General features: G+C 29.0%; 18 protein-coding genes. 14 read left to right on the top strand and 4 right to left on the bottom strand.

What is annotated here, in order from left to right; genetic code table 11:
- Positions 1-237: 237 nt before the first annotated feature.
- From WBG30_RS04750 to WBG30_RS04740, 3 genes are all read right to left on the bottom strand, one after another.
- The gene (locus tag WBG30_RS04750; RefSeq protein ID WP_424503495.1) at positions 238-885 is read right to left on the bottom strand and encodes an epoxyqueuosine reductase QueH; all 648 of its coding nucleotides are present in this window, start codon (positions 883-885) and stop codon (positions 238-240) included.
- Positions 886-950: 65 nt separating this feature from the next.
- Complete coding sequence (locus WBG30_RS04745; RefSeq protein ID WP_424503494.1) at positions 951-1,922, bottom strand: DNA polymerase III subunit delta; 972 nt, start codon at positions 1,920-1,922, stop codon at positions 951-953.
- On the bottom strand, positions 1,919-2,935 hold the full coding sequence (locus WBG30_RS04740) for an SPL family radical SAM protein (RefSeq protein WP_424503493.1): 1,017 nt from the start codon (positions 2,933-2,935) through the stop codon (positions 1,919-1,921). Before WBG30_RS04740 ends, WBG30_RS04745 begins: the two co-directional genes overlap by 4 nt.
- Positions 2,936-3,197: 262 nt before the next feature.
- On the opposite strand from WBG30_RS04740, the gene rnmV reads away from it, so the two are divergent.
- From rnmV to tgt, 12 genes are all read left to right on the top strand, one after another.
- On the top strand, positions 3,198-3,752 hold the full coding sequence (rnmV, locus tag WBG30_RS04735) for a ribonuclease M5 (protein ID WP_424503492.1): 555 nt from the start codon (positions 3,198-3,200) through the stop codon (positions 3,750-3,752).
- A gap of 276 nt (positions 3,753-4,028) precedes the next feature.
- Positions 4,029-5,150 (top strand): alanine dehydrogenase, encoded by a 1,122-nt coding sequence (gene ald, locus WBG30_RS04730; protein WP_424503491.1) that lies wholly within the window; start codon positions 4,029-4,031, stop codon positions 5,148-5,150.
- A gap of 484 nt (positions 5,151-5,634) precedes the next feature.
- Positions 5,635-6,597: a nucleoside hydrolase gene (locus WBG30_RS04725; protein WP_424503490.1), complete on the top strand. Its 963-nt coding sequence runs from the start codon at positions 5,635-5,637 to the stop codon at positions 6,595-6,597.
- Positions 6,598-6,710: 113 nt separating this feature from the next.
- Positions 6,711-7,130 carry a nucleoside-diphosphate kinase gene (gene ndk / locus WBG30_RS04720; protein WP_424503489.1) on the top strand — a complete coding sequence of 140 codons (420 nt, stop codon included), beginning with the start codon at positions 6,711-6,713 and terminating at the stop codon, positions 7,128-7,130.
- Positions 7,131-7,221: 91 nt separating this feature from the next.
- Positions 7,222-7,668, top strand: a complete 447-nt coding sequence (locus WBG30_RS04715; RefSeq protein ID WP_424503488.1) for a CBS domain-containing protein — start codon at positions 7,222-7,224, stop codon at positions 7,666-7,668.
- A 27-nt stretch (positions 7,669-7,695) separates the two neighbouring features.
- The gene (locus tag WBG30_RS04710; RefSeq protein WP_424503487.1) at positions 7,696-8,967 is read left to right on the top strand and encodes a hemolysin family protein; all 1,272 of its coding nucleotides are present in this window, start codon (positions 7,696-7,698) and stop codon (positions 8,965-8,967) included.
- Positions 8,964-9,608: a DUF502 domain-containing protein gene (locus WBG30_RS04705; protein WP_424503486.1), complete on the top strand. Its 645-nt coding sequence runs from the start codon at positions 8,964-8,966 to the stop codon at positions 9,606-9,608. Before WBG30_RS04710 ends, WBG30_RS04705 begins: the two co-directional genes overlap by 4 nt.
- A 17-nt stretch (positions 9,609-9,625) precedes the next feature.
- Complete coding sequence (locus WBG30_RS04700; RefSeq protein ID WP_424503485.1) at positions 9,626-10,528, top strand: tetratricopeptide repeat protein; 903 nt, start codon at positions 9,626-9,628, stop codon at positions 10,526-10,528.
- The gene (locus WBG30_RS04695) at positions 10,515-10,955 is read left to right on the top strand and encodes an NUDIX domain-containing protein (protein ID WP_424503484.1); all 441 of its coding nucleotides are present in this window, start codon (positions 10,515-10,517) and stop codon (positions 10,953-10,955) included. The genes WBG30_RS04700 and WBG30_RS04695 overlap by 14 nt, the downstream gene beginning before the upstream one ends.
- Positions 10,956-11,097: 142 nt before the next feature.
- Complete coding sequence (locus tag WBG30_RS04690) at positions 11,098-11,610, top strand: adenine phosphoribosyltransferase (RefSeq protein ID WP_424503483.1); 513 nt, start codon at positions 11,098-11,100, stop codon at positions 11,608-11,610.
- Between the two features lie 84 nt (positions 11,611-11,694).
- A complete protein-coding gene (locus WBG30_RS04685) occupies positions 11,695-13,872 on the top strand; it encodes a RelA/SpoT family protein (protein WP_424503482.1) in 2,178 nt (725 codons plus the stop codon).
- Between the two features lie 49 nt (positions 13,873-13,921).
- Positions 13,922-15,085 (top strand): tRNA guanosine(34) transglycosylase Tgt, encoded by a 1,164-nt coding sequence (gene tgt / locus WBG30_RS04680; RefSeq protein ID WP_424503481.1) that lies wholly within the window; start codon positions 13,922-13,924, stop codon positions 15,083-15,085.
- A gap of 37 nt (positions 15,086-15,122) precedes the next feature.
- Here the strand turns inward: tgt and WBG30_RS04675 are convergent, their stop codons facing one another.
- A complete protein-coding gene (locus WBG30_RS04675; RefSeq protein ID WP_424503480.1) occupies positions 15,123-15,941 on the bottom strand; it encodes a hypothetical protein in 819 nt (272 codons plus the stop codon).
- Positions 15,942-16,126: 185 nt separating this feature from the next.
- Here WBG30_RS04675 and WBG30_RS04670 point away from each other — a divergent pair, with 185 nt between their 5' ends.
- Both WBG30_RS04670 and WBG30_RS04665 read left to right on the top strand, forming a co-directional pair.
- Entirely contained in the window at positions 16,127-16,606 is a 480-nt protein-coding gene (locus tag WBG30_RS04670) for a DUF1456 family protein (RefSeq protein ID WP_424503479.1), read from the top strand.
- Positions 16,607-16,631: 25 nt separating this feature from the next.
- The gene (locus WBG30_RS04665) at positions 16,632-16,970 is read left to right on the top strand and encodes an endonuclease domain-containing protein (protein ID WP_424503478.1); all 339 of its coding nucleotides are present in this window, start codon (positions 16,632-16,634) and stop codon (positions 16,968-16,970) included.
- Positions 16,971-16,992 lie beyond the last annotated feature (22 nt).

Here is a 16,992-nt window from a genome sequence, read left to right as displayed (position 1 = left end):
GCAGTTAACGCTTTATAATTACCTGTAATAACAGAGACTAAAAAGGAGTTGAAAATTCAACTCCTTTTTTATTATTTTTATTTATCTCAATTGTCTAGTCTTATGTTGCGTTTTTTTAAGAATAACTGACATAAATTTATAAAAAAAACATAAAACCCTGGAGTTTTATGCTATGTCTAATATTTTAGATTAATTTATAAATTCCTGTATCATATTATCATAATGTTGAAATAAAATTTATTTTTTCTTTTCATCTTCTTCCCTCTCCTTTTTAGAAAATACACACCCACAATAATCTTGACGATAAAGGTTATACTCACGGGATAGCTCTATAGATCTTTTGTACCCATTTTTTTTCTTGAAATCAGCTCTTAAAAATTTAACTCCTAATCTTTCTTCTAACTCTATTCCAATCTCATTTATCTTTTGACCGTTTTTTAATGGACTGATAGAAAGTGCAGTACAAAAGTAGTCATAGTTTAGTTCTTTAGCCATTTTTGCTGTTTGGGTAAGTCTTAGGTCGAAACATTTGAAACAACGCTCTCCACCCTCTCTTACATCCTCTAAGCCCTTTATCTTATCATAAAACTCTTTGGTGTCATATGTCCCACCTAAAAATTCAATTTTATTTTTAGCTGTTTTATTGATAACTTTTATAAAGTCTTGCTGCTCAACATATCTTTTTTGATATTCATCATCAAAGGTTATATTGGGATTATAGTAGTATACTGTAATCTTAAAATGGTCTGCTAGATATTCTAACACATATGATCCACATGGTGCACAGCATGAATGCAGTAATAATGTTGGTATAGAATCTAATTTTTCTATTTCTTTTATCTTTTTATCCAAGACCACTTGATAGTTTATTTTTGGTTTATTCATAATTTTCTCCTGTTTATGGTTTCTTATCCTAACTCTTATTGTTCTATTCTAAAATAGAAAGGGTGTTATATCTCTAAGATAAAAGTTTCTAACATTATATCTAGTTCACCATTTCCAGATTTAAATTTAGCTTCTATATCCAAAGCTTTATTTAGGTATCTTTGAAGGGTAATGCTATCAAACTTTTCTATAAGAGGAAGTTTTAAAAAGATAACATAGGGATGACTAAATCCCCTTTTATTTTTAAATAAATTTTTATTTTTCTCAAATGCTATTTTAAAAGAGTTATAATTTCTTGTTGATTTTATAGTTCCTTCTTCAAAAAGAACTCTTAGTTTCAATAGGTTTAAGAATTCTCCTGTTAATATATTTAAAAAAAAGATATGTTCTTTTGATTTTGTTAGATGTAAGAGTGTATTCTCCTTATTTCCCTGTAAAACTTCCTTAACCATATCAAAAGTATTATATTCTTTAGATATAGTTAAAATATTTACAACTTTTTCAAATGTAAAACTATCTCCATCTAAAAAATTGTTTATTTTTTGTATCTCTTGGTGAAGAACAGAAAGGTCTCCTCCTACCATATCTTTAAATTTTAGTGCTGTAGATTTGTCCACATTGAGTGTATTAATAATATAATTAGTGGTTGTATTTCCATCTTTATCAGATACTTCTATTAGCTTAAAGTTTCCTTCGACCTCTTTTCTAGCTTTTTTTGGAAAAGGCTTTACTTCTTTACCAAATTCATTTAAGGATGAGTTATAGATAATAATTATGTCTTTATTTAAAATATTAAAATTGTTCATTGCCTTAAAAAAATTCCAAATTTTATCTATTTTTTCTGCTCTTTTAAGGATTAAAACTTCTTTTCCACCAAACATAGAGTTTATAGAAATAGATTGAAAAAACAAGGATTCTTCCTTTAGGCCAGCATCAAAAGTCTTTTGTAAAATATTTGGTGTTTCCACTGTTAGTTTGTTTATTAGATCTTTATAAACTAACTCTGTCGTTGAATCACCTATGATTAAATAATTCATCTAGCCTCCCTTTTAAAAACTTCATCCCAAATGTATTGTGGTTCCATTCCAAGATAGATATCAAATTTACCATACTTTTTTATTGCGGTTACAACGTTTTTATACATATCTATACGTATTTTTTTAAAGTATCTTTCTTTTCCATCTATTCCAACAATAAATTCATTGAAAAATAGATCTGTATTTCGCTCAGCTAATACTTTTTGACGTAAACCCTTTTTATATCTAATAGTTCCAATTCCAATATCTCTTATTTTATTCAAATCAAGGACAGAAAAAATCTCTTTGATCATATTTTGATAGGCTAGAGCACTTCCTTGTATGTCTATCATAGGATCTAATCGAAGTCCAATAGAATAACCGTGTTCTTGAAGTTTTTTAGCCGCGGCAATACGTTCACTAAGAGATGAAGCTCCTAATTCATATCTATCGATTACTTCTTTGGGACTAAATGTAAATGATATAAGAATATTTTTATGAGGAGTTATTTTTAACAAGTTTTTTATATTATGGCTTTTTGTTCTAAGTTCTAATATTAATTCTGGTCTATCTTTAAAATATTCTATAAGGTCAGAAGTAACATTGGTAAGGCTGTCATGAACCAAAGTATCGTTGACGATTCCAGCACTTATCATAGTGCCGCTTTTATTAAACTTATCTAATTCAGTAAACATGTCTTGTAAATTTACATAGAAAATAAAGGCACTGTGATTGAAATAATCTCTAAGGTAACAGTATAGGCAGTTAAAGGGACAGTTGTTTTCATAGGACAGATAAAACTCCTCCTTTATCTTTGATAAATTATCATCTAAATAATAATTTTTTAAAAAATGTCCTTTTTTAGTGGTGAAAAGCGTATATTGTTTTTCTTCTTCGTTAGTTAATTTCATATCCCGAATCATTTGGATAAATGTTTTTTCATCTTTTATAATTTCATAATTTTTTATCTTTTTTAAAATTTCTATTCCCTTTGTATAATTTTTAATATCTTCAGTTATATATATATTGCTCATTACTTTCTCCTATTGTTCATTTTTTCTGTATTTTCATCTAAAAGATGTTAAGTTGAAAATATTATTAAACACTAATTATTATACTATTTTAATCAGTTTTCTTCAATGATATGATATAATAAACTTTAGATAAGCCATGATAGTTGAAAGAATAAAATTGAATCAAAATTACATAAATTGAAAAATAAATTATAATAATTTATGATGTTCATAATAGTAAAAAGGTTTGAATTTATAAAATATAACAGGAGGATGAATATATATGAAAAAAAGGATACAAGAAGTTATAGTAGTAGAAGGCAAAGATGATATTTCTGCAGTGAAGAAAGCTGTAGATGCTGAAATGATTGAGGTTAATGGGTTTGCTGTGAGAAGAAAATCTACATTAGAAAAAATAAAAAATGCTTGTGAAAGAACTGGAGTAATTGTTTTAACTGATCCTGACTTTGCAGGAGAACAAATTAGAAAAACTATTGAAAATTACGTTCCTGATGTTAAACATGCTTATATTTCTAGGGAAGAAGGCAGAAAAGGAGATAATATTGGGATTGAAAATGCTAATCCTGAGTCTATCTTAAGAGCTTTAGAGGGAGCAAAATTCAAAGTTGTTTCAGAAAGAAAAGAGTTTACTGTTATTGATATGATTGAAAATAATTTATCTGTTGGTACTAACTCTAAGATGAACAGACAAAATTTGGGAAGTATATTAAAGATAGGGTACGCTAATAGTAAACAATTTTTAAGCAAATTAAATAATTTTGGGGTAACTAGAGATGAATTTGAGAGTGCTATAAAAAAATTAAAAGATAAAAAATAGATTATTTGTAAATTTATTTTATTTTTTTAAAACAAAATAAAAAAGTACTAAAGATATTTTTTTCACTTATTAAAGCTTAAGTTTTAATAAAAATATCCTAATAAATGATATATATATGTTTCTTAGATATTTTTTTCACCTTGATTTTATCATTTTAATGTTTTGATTTCGAATTAAGTGGTTTTTTTAAAAATAAAATGGTTGATTTTAATAATGATTCATAGTATAAATTATTAGATCGAAAAATAATTTTAATAATTAAAGGGGGATAAAATAATGAGAATAGGAATACCAGGAGAAATCAAACCACAAGAGCATAGAATCGCACTAGTACCAGAAGGAGCAGCAGAGTTTGTAAACAGAGGACATAATGTTTATATGACATCTGGAGCAGCAATGGGTATTGGATTAACTGATGAAGATTATAAAGCCGTAGGAGTAGAGATTCTTTCAACTTTAGAAGAAGTTTATGAAGTTTCAGATATGATTATAGGAGTTAAAGAACCTCAACCTAAAGAACTATCACTTATTAAACCCGGACAAATTCATTATAGATATCTTCATTTAGCACCTGATTACGATCAAACAATTGCTTTAATGAAAGCAGGAGCTACTGGAATTGCATTTGAAACTGTAGAAATGCCAAATAGAAGTTTACCACTATTAGCACCAATGTCTGAAGTTGCTGGAAGATCAGCAATTATCACAGGTTCTAACTTATTAGCAAAACATATGGGTGGAAAAGGAATCTTATTAGGAGGAGTTACGGGAACTAAAAGAGCTAAAGTTGTAGTAGTAGGAGCTGGAATTGCTGGACAAGCTGCATTAAAAATGGCTGTTGGACTAGAATCTGATGTTACTATATTAGATGTAGATATCGCTAAATTAAAGTATCTTGATGATATTTATGGAAACAAGATCAATACTCTTTATTCAAATGCAGGAAACTTAGCAGCAAAAATCAAAGAAGCTGACTTAGTAATCTCTACTGTATTAATTCCAGGAGCGAAGTGTCCTCATTTAATTACTATGGATATGATAAACTCAATGGAAGCAGGATCAGTAATTGTAGACATCTCAATTGATCAAGGTGGATCAACTCCTGTATCTAAACCTACATACCATGAAGCCCCTACTTTCTTAACTGATAATGGTGTTGTAATGTATTGTTGTGCTAATATCCCAGGAGCAATGCCTATAACATCTTCATATGCACTTGCAAACGTTACACTTAGATATGGATTAGCAATAGCTGATTTAGGAATTGCTGGAGCTATCGCAAGATTCCCAGAATTAAGACCTGGCGTAAATGTTTATGAAGGTAAATTAGTATTAAAGCCAGTATCTGAAGCTTTCCCTGATTTACAGTTTGATGAATTAGATTCATTGATGAAATAGATATAACCGTAATATAGTAAAAAACTAAAAAATATTATTTTTAAAAGCTCAAGGTTTTCCTTGAGCTTTTTGTTTAAATGTATTGGTATATTTTTTTATTCTAATAAATAAAATATAATATAAATTATAGTAACCTGGACAAGATACGTTTTAGAAAATTTCAATTATAAAATATAAGATATAAAAAATTAAATTTTGAATGAATTCTAATGAGTAGAAATAGAATGGTCACTCTTCTTGGGATTTTCATTTATTATACCCCACAATTAAAAAACTATAGAATATTCTATAGTTTTTTTTAATTGTGGGGTATAATGTCTATACATTAATCTATACTAGAAAAAACAAAATTTAAATTTTAAATATTCCCTTTCTCAATTGAAGTTTCGGTACTGACCAGAAAAGGTTATATATTACTATAAAAACTAAAAATCAAAGGGAATAAAATCATCAAAAATTTAAATGGTAGAATTGGAGGAATTAAATGGAATTAAAAAAGAAAAAAATAATAATTGATTGTGACCCAGGAATAGATGATAGTTTGGCAATATTATTAGCTATAAATTCTAATGAAGTAGATCTAATAGGAATAACTATAGTCGGTGGGAATGTAGATGCTATGAAGTGTGCAATCAATGCTATTAAGGTATTAGAGGTTGGGGGCAGATTAGATATTCCTGTATACTTAGGAGAATCAAAGCCTCTGGTTAGAGAATTAGAAACAGCAGAAGAAACACACGGAGAGGGAGGATTAGGAAAGATAATCGTTCAAAAAAGCGAAGATCATAAATTAATAAGAAATGGGGCAATAGATTTCTTATTGGTCAACTCTAGTGACTGCCACCTTATCACTATTGGACCTATGATAAATCTTGCTCGTGCAATACAAAAAGACAAAGAAACTTTTAATAAATTTTTATCTATAACCTCAATGGGAGGAGCTTATAAAAGTCACGGAAATTGTTCACAGGTAGCTGAATTTAATTATTGGGTAGATCCTCATGCAGCTCAGTTAGTATATGAAAATTATGATAAACCTATCACTATGGTTGGGTTAGATGTAACCAGAAAGTGTGTATTAACTCCTAATTACCGTCAGTTATTAAAATTTATAGATACTCCTGTATCAAATTTCATCTACGATATCACAGAATTTTACGTGGATTTTCATTGGAGTCAAGAGAGAACTTTAGGCTGCGTAATAAATGATCCATTGGCTATAGCATATTTTATAGATAATACTTTGGCAGATGGGTTCTATAGTAACTTAGAGATGGTAGTAGAGGGAAATGCTGTAGGTCAGTCTATGATTGATGTACAGGGATTTTATAAAAGAGAAAATAATGTTTTTGTTCTTACTGAAGTCGAAAGTACAAGATTTATGAATATGTTTTTTAAAAGATTATTTAAAGGTCATGAAAAAGATATTGATTTAGTAATAAAATAAAAAGACATTTTATCATAGATGCAGAATATTGAAGACTGTGATGAATATGGTAAAATCAGTAATAAAGGAAAAAGAAGTCATTTTAGTATATTTATTAAAAGGAGGGATAGGCTATGCCAGAGCAAACATTTTTAATGATTAAACCAGATGGTGTAAAAAGAAAACTAGTAGGGGAGATAATAAATAGAATAGAAAAAAAAGGATTAAAGGTAGTGGCTATGAAAATGCTACAAATAACAGAGGAGTTAGCTGAATTACATTATTACGAACACATAGGGAAAAATTTTTATGAGAAGTTGATTGAGTTTATTACATCTGGACCTGTTGTAGCTATTGTTTTGGAAGGAGATGGGGTAGTAGAACTTATTCGTAATTTTGCAGGGAAAACTAATCCAAAAGAGGCTAAATATGGTACAATAAGAGGTGATTATGCTTTTGAGATAACTCAAAATGTTATTCATACTTCTGATTCTATATCAAGTGCTCAAAGGGAGATAAATAATTTTTTTGAAAAGGCAGAATTTTTTATCTAATTCTAGAATAAAAAAATGGTTTTAGTTTTCTAAATTTGAGATAAATGTATATTTATGATAGAATTATTTAAAATAATAGGGGGAATTTATTATGAAACAAGTGTGTGATGTAATGAATACTAATTTAATAACAGTAGAGGGAAATTTAACATTTGATAACATCTTAAAAATTATGGTAGAAAAAGGCGTTGGAAAGCTTCCTGTAATTGATAATGGACAGCTTATAGGAGTAGTCACAAGGAATGATATTTTAGTAAGACAAGAAACAGCACCACTTCCTCCAGTAATTGCATTTTGGGATCTACTTATAACTCTTCCAGAAAACAAAGAATTTCAAAAGAAATTAAAAAAATTATCAGGGTATGTTGCAAAGGATATAATGTCTACGGATTATTTAATAGTAAAAAAGAGCGATGATTTAGCAATTGTAATAACTCAGATAGTAGAACAAAAATACAACTATGCACTTGTGGTAGAAGAAGAATCCATAGAGGGTATTATAACGAAAACTGATCTAATTAAAAACTGTTTTAATTAAGAAAAAAAGGATGGTGTAAGAAAAACGTTGGAAATTTATAGTCAACTTATTTTATTGATGGTATTAATTATTTTATCGGGGTTATTTTCAGCTTCTGAAACAGCACTTACTGCATTTAAAAGTACTGATCTAGAAGAAATTGAAAATACTAATCCTAGAACAGCAAAATTATTGAAAAAATGGTTAACAAAACCTAATGAGATTTTAACAGCAATACTTTTAGGGAATAATATTGTAAATATTTTAGCTTCATCTATTGCAACCATAGTAACGTTGCAAGTAATGGGATCTAAGTCTGGAAATGCAATAGTTGTAGCTACTGTATCTATGACTATTGTAGTATTAATATTTGGAGAGATAACTCCTAAAATTGTTGCGAAAACATATTCAAAAAAAATATCAGGGATTGTTATAGGACCAATTTATTTTCTAAGTATTGTAACTCTACCTATCATAAAATTATTGATGTTTATTACTAGGATTATTAGTGGAATGATGGGAGTAAACATCAAACATGAGAATCTTATGATAACAGAAGAAGAGATTAAATCCTATATCAATGTTGGAGAAGCTGAAGGAATAATTGAAGAGGAAGAAAGAGAGATGATCCATTCAATTATAGAGTTTGGGGACACTACTGCAAAAGAAGTTATGACTCCTAGAACCTCTATCTTTATGTTAGATGCAGAATCTACAATAGATGAAGTGTGGGATGAAATTTTGGATAGTGGCTACTCTAGAATACCTGTATATGGAGAAGATTTAGATGAAATTTTAGGTATTTTATATGTTAAAGATCTAATGACTTTTGCAAAAGAAGGGACGACTGATATACCTTTAAAAAACATATTAAGGGAGGCATATTTTGTTCCTGATACGAAATCTATAGTTGAGGTTTTAGATGAATTTAGAAGTAAACAAGTTCATATGGCCATAGTTTTGGATGAGTACGGTGGAACGGTAGGGTTAGCTACTATAGAAGACCTTATTGAAGAAATTATTGGTGAAATAAAGGATGAATATGATCTCCACGAAGAAGATGAAATCGAAAAAATAAGTGAATTTAAATATAGAGTGGATGCACGAATAAATATAGAAGATTTAAATAAAGAATTAGAGTTAGATATTCCTGAATCAGAAGATTATGAAAGTCTTGGGGGGTATGTTTTAGACATTTTAGGCCGGGTAGCAGTTGTAGAAGATATTGTAGAATTGGATGGACTTAGAATGAAAGTTTTAGTGGTTGATAAGATGAGAGTAGTTAAGATTCTTATAGAGATAAGAGAGGAAGAGGAATGAAAAGAATAAAAAGTTTATTTGTAACTGGATTAATAACTGTCTTGCCAGTATTAATAACTATCAATATAATGTCATGGATCTTTAAATTTTTAAATAATTATTTAAGCCAAAATATCTTTGTAAAAGAGATGACCTCATATCTATTAAAATATGAGTTTTATTCTAAATTTACAACTCAAATATTGGTTTATTTAGTTGCTGTAATAATAATAATATTAACTATTATTATCACAGGTCTTGCCATGAGAAATGTAATAGGTAAAAAGATCGCTAAGAAAATAGATCAATTATTTTCAAATATTCCATTAGTAAAACCTATTTATACAACTATTTTACAGATTAGGCACCTTATGTTTACATCAAATACTAAGGCTTATCAAAAGGTAGTCATGATTGAATACCCTAGAAAGGGAATTTATAGTTTGGGGTTTTTAACCAATAGAGAAAATAAACTTTTTGAAGAGATATTAGGCGGTAAAAAGTTACTCAATATATTTATACCTACTTCTCCTAATCCGACTTCTGGAATGTTTATAATGGTAGAAGCAGACACTGTCAAAGAATTAGATATTAAGATTGAAGACGCTGTTAAATTAATAATTTCTGGTGGAGCTATTGTTCCAAAAGTAAATAAAAATTAGAAAATTAGGAGTATTATATGAAAAAAATATTGTTAATTATAGGTTTACTTATGCTTATCGGCTGTACCTCAGCAGATCAAAAAAAGAAAAAAGAACACTATCTAATTAAAGGGATGAACTATAGTAAAAGTGGGGACTATACTAAAGCTATCAATGAATATAAGGCGTTTTATGAAATTGATAAAAAAGACCCTGTTCTTCTTAGAGAAATTGGTTTAGCCTATGCTCAATTAGGTGATTATAAGGCGTCAGAAAAATATTATTTAGAAGCTTTTAAAGTAGATCCTAAAGATCAAATAACACTATCTAATATGGCTATCTTATACTATAAAATGAAGAAATTAGATAAAAGTCAATTCTATTTATCACAAATTTCATCTGATAGTATTGACTTTAAAATTTACCTATTAAAAGGGTATATTGCATACGATGAAAAAAAATATGAAGATGCTTATCTTAATTTTACTAAAGTTTTAAATTTGATAGATATCAAAGAGTGTACTTTCGTAGGAGAATATGTAGAAATTTTACAAAATACAAATAGAACCAATGAGATATATCCTTTTATCTATAAAGTTTATGAATCTAAAAAAAATGATCCAGAGACAGTTATTACATACTCTAGATTTTTAATAGATGTTTTTAATGACTATGATGGAGCTTTTAAAGCCTTAAAAACATATATTGCAAGGGAAAAAAATAATAGTGTGATATTGGAACTGGCTAAACGAAGTTTTGAAGTAGGAAAAATAAATGATACAGAGTTATATTTAAAGTTATTAACAGATGCTTATAAATATGATTTGGATGTTTTAAATTTAAAAAAAGAGATAGCAGTACATAATAACAAGCCTGAGGATATTGAAAAATATCAAAATATAATAGAAAAGGTGAGTGATCTAGATAATGAAAACGATTAGAATTAGAGTTTGTGGGATTTTAGAAAAAGAGAATGAGGTACTTTTAGTTAAACACATAAAAAATAATAATGAATACTACTTACTTCCTGGCGGAGGAGTAGATCATGGTGAGGACTTTAGAACTGCTCTTAAAAGAGAATTTTTAGAAGAGTGTAATTTAGATGTGGCAATAGAGAATATGGTTTTTATATCTGAAGGAATAGCTCCTAATGGGGGGCGTCACATTGTAAATATATATTTTAAAGTTTCCTATATAAGTGGGGATCTGCAAATTGGATTAGACGGTAGTAACTTAATTGGCGTAGAATATATTAAAAAATCAGAATTAGAAAATGTTATACTGTATCCAAACACAAAAAAAGAACTAAAAGAATATTTTGAAACTAAAGATAGCGAGATAAAATATCTAGGGAACAGATGGGAATAACAATTAAATAAATGTAGTAATATTCGGTGTTTAGTTAGGGAAATACTGGTATATTGGTAATACCCTTTAGGGGTAAAAAATAAATATAAAATTGTATGGATAATGCTTTGTGCTTACTTAAACAATTAGGGGAGAATGAAAAATGAATTTAAAGGACTATATAGCTCTTGTAGAAGATTATCCAAAAAAAGGGATAAAGTTTAGAGACATAACACCGTTACTAGGGGATGGAGAAGCTTTTAAAAAAGCAACGGATGAGATAGTAAAGTATGCTAAAGAAAAAAATATTGACTTAGTAGTAGGTCCTGAAGCAAGGGGATTTATCTTTGGATGTCCAGTATCTTATGCTTTAGAAGTTGGGTTTGCTCCTGTAAGAAAACCTGGAAAACTTCCTAGAGCAACAGTAGAATATGAATATGCTTTGGAATATGGAACTAATACATTGTGCATGCATAAAGATTCTATAAAACCTGGACAAAGAGTTCTAATAGTTGATGATTTATTAGCTACTGGAGGAACTGTTGAGGCTACTATAAAGATAATTGAAGATTTAGGCGGGATTGTTGCTGGGATGGCATTTCTTATTGAATTAGAAGATCTAAATGGTAGAGAAAATTTAGCAGGTTATGATATTATGACTTTACTAAAGTACTAATAAGAAAGCGACACTTGGTGTCGCTTTCTTATTAGTACTTAAATTAAGTATATTTATTTAAAAAATTTTTAAGGAAGGAATTTTATGGAATATAAATCAAATATTGCTGAAGAGCTCAAAAAAAATAATTTAAAAATTGATGAAGAAATGATCTTTTCTGCTTATGAATTTGCAAGGGAGTCCCATGTAGGGCAATACCGTAAATCAGGAGAAGAATATATAGTTCATCCTGTAGAAGTCTCAAAAATACTAATTAGTATGAAGATGGATACAGAAACAATCACTGCTGGATTTTTACACGACATTGTAGAAGATACTATGACTACTATACAAGATATTGAATATAATTTTGGACCTGAAGTATCTAGACTAGTAGATGGAGTGACCAAACTTACTAATTTGCCTGTCGGTAGCAATAAACAGCCTGAAAATATTAGAAAGATGATTGTGGCTATGGCTAGTGATGTAAGAGTTGTTATCATAAAATTAGCTGATAGATTACATAATATGCGGACACTGAAATTTATGCCTGCTTATAAACAAGAAAGAATTGCTAGGGAAACATTAGATATTTTTGCACCATTAGCTCATAGGATAGGTATGGCAAAGATAAAATGGGAATTAGAAGATCTATGTCTATATTACTTAGAACCAGAAATTTATAGAAAATTAGTTAAAATGGTTAATAATAAAAGAACTGAAAGGGAAGAGTATACAAGTGCTATTTTGAGAAGTATGAAAAAAATTATCCATGAAAATAATATAGATGGAGCAGTTTCTGGACGTGCTAAACATTTTTATAGTATCTATAAAAAAATGTATGAAAAAGGAAAAAGTTTTGAGGAACTCTATGATCTCACAGCTGTTAGAGTATTAGTTGATACAGAGGGAGAGTGTTATAATGTATTAGGACTTCTTCATAGTCATTGGAAACCTGTTCCAGGTAGATTTAAAGACTACATAGCAGTTCCTAAATCAAATGGTTATCAATCCATTCATACTACTTTGGTAGGTCCTTTAGGCAAATTTATTGAGGTTCAGATAAGAACTAAAGATATGCATGCTATTGCAGAAGATGGAATAGCTGCGCACTGGAACTATAAGGAAAAAAGAAATAATTCTAAAGCAGATAATGTTTATTCATGGCTTCGTAAGATATTAGAGTGGCAAAGTGAAGCTGACACATCGGAAGAATTTATTCAGACCGTTACAGGGGATATATTAAATGAAACAGTATTTGTTTTTTCTCCAAAAGGGGATGTTATTGAGCTTTCAAAAGGTTCGACTCCTCTAGATTTTGCATTTCATATTCATACAGAAGTAGGTTATAAGTGCATAGGGGCTAAAGCTAATGACAAAATTGTTCCAATTGATTATAAGTTACAAAACGGTGATAGGATAGATATTATAACTTCTAATATATCAAAAGGACCTGGTAGAGATTGGTTAAATATAGTGGCTACTCAAAGTGCTAAAAGTAAGATTAGAAGATGGATAAAGGAAAAAAACTTTGATGAAAATTTGAAAATAGGGAAAGAACTATTTGAAAAAGAATTACTTAAGGTAGGCTCTTCTATTAAACAGATTGAAAATAGTCCTGAAATAAAGGAATATTTAAATAAAAATTCTATCAATAATTTCAATGATTTACTTATTAAAATAAGTTCTAAAGGACTAAATGTAGCTCTTCTTTCACAACGATTAGTAAAAAAAGATGAAAAAATAGAGTTAGAATCTATAGGAAATTATCAAAATGAAACTCCTAAAAGAAAAAGTCGGAAAAAAAATGATTATGGTGTTATAATAGATGGTCTTGATAATACTATTATTCGATTTGCAAAATGCTGTACTCCACTTCCAGGAGACGAAATTGGTGGATATATAACTACCTATGGAGATATTGGGATTCACAGAGTGGATTGTAAAAACTATATAAATTTAATTGCCCGTGATCATAACAGAGAGATAGGTGTTAAATGGGATGATGAAATTATAGGTCGTAAGATCAATAAATACAGATTTAAGTTTACTATAGTTACAACAGATAGAGCAAATATTCTCTTGGAAATTGTAAAAATTATTGCTGACCACAAGATAGATTTAGAAGGAATCAACTCTGGTCATATGAAAAATGGTGCAGAAAAACTTGCAATCATTGAGATTACTATAGATATTAATGAGAAAAAAGACTATGAGAAATTAATTAATCATATTGTAAATTTGAAAGATGTAATAGAGATTAGAAGGAATAAAAACAATTAAAACCCTTTTTTTATTGGAAATTAAATAGAGAAGGCAAAAGGAGTATAAAATGAAAAAATTACCAGTAAATTATGAATTGTCCCATATAGATGGAAAAGCAAGAGCAGGAGTTATAACTACTCCCCATGGAGACATAAAAACACCAGTATTTATGCCAGTTGGAACTCAAGCAACTGTAAAAACCATGAATCCAGAAGAAGTTAGGGAATTAGGGGCAGATATTATTTTAGGAAATACTTACCATCTATTTCTTAGACCAGGTGATGATGTAGTTGCTAAATTTGGTGGATTGCATAAATTTATGAATTGGCCTCACCCTATATTAACAGACAGTGGTGGATTCCAAGTGTTTAGTTTAGGAGCTATAAGAAAAATAAGAGAAGAAGGGGTAGATTTTAGGTCTCATATTGATGGATCAAAAAGGTTTATTTCCCCTGAAAAATCTATAGATATTCAAAATAATTTAGGATCAGATATAGTTATGTTATTTGATGAGTGTCCCCCTGGACAGTCTTCTAGAGAGTATTTAATCCCTTCTATTGAAAGAACTACTAGATGGGCTAAAAGGTGTGTGAGAGCACATAAAAGACCTGATGAGCAGGGTTTATTTGCAATAGTTCAGGGTGGAATATATGAAGATCTAAGAGACAAGAGTATGAATGAATTGATGGAAATGGATGAAAGTTTTTCTGGATACGCTATAGGTGGATTAGCTGTAGGAGAACCTCGTGAAGACATGTATAGAATATTAGATTATATAACTCCTAAACTTCCTGAGCATAAGCCTAGATACCTAATGGGTGTTGGAGAGCCTCTTGATATGTTAGAAGCTGTAGAACACGGTGTAGACATGATGGACTGTGTACAACCATCTAGAATTGGTAGACATGGTACTACATTTACCAAATATGGAAGATTAGTCATAAAAAATGCTAAGTATTCCCTTGATCCTAGACCGTTAGATGAAGATTGTGACTGTTATGTATGTAAAAATTATACTAGAGGATATATTAGACATCTATTTAAAGCTAATGAGATGTTAGGACAAAAATTAGCTACTTATCATAATCTTTATTTCTTGATAAAGATGATGAATGGAGCAAGAGATGCAATTATAGATAAAAGATTTATTGCTTTTAAAGAGGAATTTATAAATAATTATACTCAAGGTAAAAACAGTGAGTGGATAATTCCACAAAGAATAGAAGATTAAAAAAAAGAGATGCATTGCATCTCTTTTTTTTTGGCTCTTATGCTTCGAAACTCACTTCTAAATTTTGAGAATTCATAGCAGAAAATTGTTTTTGAAATTCATTTGGGTTAGTAATAAAGATAGGATAATGAACTATAAGGGTTGTGTTATTATAGATAGTAAAATCATCTATTATAAAGCCTTCTACGTCTCCTATTTTAACCTTAATTTTGGTAAGTTTAGTTAAGAATATATCTAAGGCATTTAAATCTAAATCTAGAAGTTCTTCAAGGGCATTCTCTGAAAAAATTGCTTGATTTATAGGTTTGGTATAATTTCTTGTGGTATCACTGAGAAAAGATACAAATTTTATAACTAGAGGCATATATAGACTACTTATATCTGAATCTAGCTTCTCCATAATTTTTTTAGTAATTGGAGGAAGAACTTCTTTTAGATTTTCAGCTTCTTTTTTTTCTAACTCTAAATCATCTACAGCTTCATATATATTTGAAATTCTTTCTTCATCATTAGGTTCTTTGGCCAAAATTTCTGTGACTCCTTCGACTGAAATACCTTGTTGTTTGAGTTCATCAATTATAGATTTTTCCTTTTCGATCAGACCTCTATATGCTATCTCGGCTATCTCATTAAAAATATCATAAACTCCGTTATAAAAAATAGTCGTTTGCTCATGTTCTAAAATCTCCTCCTTACTGTTAGAATCTTCTAATCGACTCAAGATATTTCCAATTCCTACAATTAGTTCATCCTCTAGATACCTAGAAAGAAGACGGACATCCCTTAATTTCATATTAATTTCTAATTTAATATTTTTATTTTCAATATCACTTTGATTATAAACAACTTTATTCATAATTCCCACCTCATTTTAAATTCTAGTAATTTTATTTGTCTTAATTATTTATTGGCAAGAATATAAAATTTCCTCTATTTATGGCCTCCTAATACATAAAAAATAATATTTTCATATTTGTCACATATATGGTAAAATTAACCTTAGCGATAATAAAAAAACAAAGAAAAAACCGGGAGGATTTTATGAATAATAACGATGTACTACGTAGATTTAGATATGCTTTAGATATGAGTGATAAAGAGGTAATAAATGCATTTAAAGAGTCAGGACATATTATAGACAAAGAAGGGGTTCTTAACCTATTGAAAAAAGATGAAGAGGAAGGTTTTGAAAAGTGTAACAATAGACTACTAGGATTGTTCTTTGATGGTGTTATAATTCAAAAAAGAGGGAGAAAAGAAATGAAACCTGGAGAAACTCCACAAACTCCAGCTCCAATGACTTCTAATAACATTAATAACCAAGTTTTAAAAAAAATAAAGATAGCTTTAAATTTAAAAACTGAAGATATGGTAGCTGTATGGGAATTAGCAGATATCTATATTTCAAACTCAGATTTAACTGCATTATTTAGAAAAAAAGGACAGAAAAACTATAAGGAATGTTTAGATAAATTTTTAAGAACTTTCTTAAAGGGATTGGCTGTAAAATATAGAAAGTAGAGGTGACAATGTGGAAATTTTTAATTTGAAAAAATCAAAGTTATTGAAAGCTAGGGTAAAAAAGCAGATGACTGCTGAAGAAAAACAAATATGGAACTATATAAAGGATAGAAAACTTTATAATTTAAAATTTCAAAAAGAGCGTGAGATAGGCAGATATATTGCCAATTTTTACTGCCCAGAAATTGAGTTTGCTATAGATATAGATAATGAGAAGCATACTAAAAAATATGAAAAAACAAGAGATGAATATTTGCAATCTATAGGGGTAACAAGTATTCGATTTACCAGTAGTGAAGTAAAAGCTAACTTGGAAGAAACATTAAAACAAATAGAAACTGTTATAAGTACACTTAAATTTTAAAAAAAACTGGACTCTAAAATAG

It is taken from the genome of Psychrilyobacter sp., from assembly GCF_049671765.1.
GTDB lineage: Bacteria > Fusobacteriota > Fusobacteriia > Fusobacteriales > Fusobacteriaceae > Psychrilyobacter.
This window is presented reverse-complemented; position numbering and strand designations above follow the sequence as displayed.